Source organism: Pseudomonas sp. Pse1 (genome assembly GCF_024519635.1).
In the GTDB taxonomy this organism is placed as follows: domain Bacteria; phylum Pseudomonadota; class Gammaproteobacteria; order Pseudomonadales; family Pseudomonadaceae; genus Aquipseudomonas.
On the sequence record NZ_JALJRO010000068.1, the window covers coordinates 1 to 704 of the forward strand.

General features: G+C 58.2%; 1 protein-coding gene. It reads left to right on the forward strand.

The window, feature by feature from the left end; genetic code table 11:
* Positions 1–704 (forward strand): UTP--glucose-1-phosphate uridylyltransferase GalU (gene galU, locus NR126_RS28400; RefSeq protein WP_256832484.1); only part of this gene is annotated, 704 nt, incomplete at both ends.

Here is a 704-nt window from a genome sequence, read left to right on the forward strand (position 1 = left end):
ATGCCTAAAGAAATGCTGCCGGTGGTGAACAAGCCACTGATCCAGTACGGCGTCGAAGAAGCCCTGGATGCAGGTCTCACTGAAATCTCCATCGTCACCGGTCGCGGCAAGCGCGCGCTGGAAGACCACTTCGACATCAGCTACGAGCTGGAAAACCAGATCAAGGGCACCGACAAAGAGAAGTACCTGGTCGGTATCCGCAAGCTGCTTGACGAGTGCTCGTTCTCCTACACCCGCCAGACCGAAATGAAAGGTTTGGGCCACGCGATTCTGACCGGTCGTCCGCTGATCGGCGACGAGCCGTTCGCCGTGGTTCTGGCGGACGACTTGTGCGTCAACCTGGAAGGCGATGGCGTCCTGACCCAGATGGTCAAGTTGTACAAACAGTACCGTTGCACCATCGTCGCGATCCAGGAAGTCGATCCGCAGGAAACCCAGAAGTACGGGGTGATTGCTGGCGATCTGATCGGTGACGATCTGTACCGCGTGCGCAACATGGTGGAAAAACCGAAGCCGGAAGACGCACCGTCGAACCTGGCAATCATCGGTCGCTACATCCTGACCCCGGACATCTTCCAACTGATCGAAGACACCGAGCCGGGCAAGGGTGGCGAGATCCAGATCACCGACGCCCTGATGAAGCAGGCCCAGGACGGTTGCGTGATTGCCTACAAGTTCAAGGGCCAGCGTTTCGACTGCGGTGG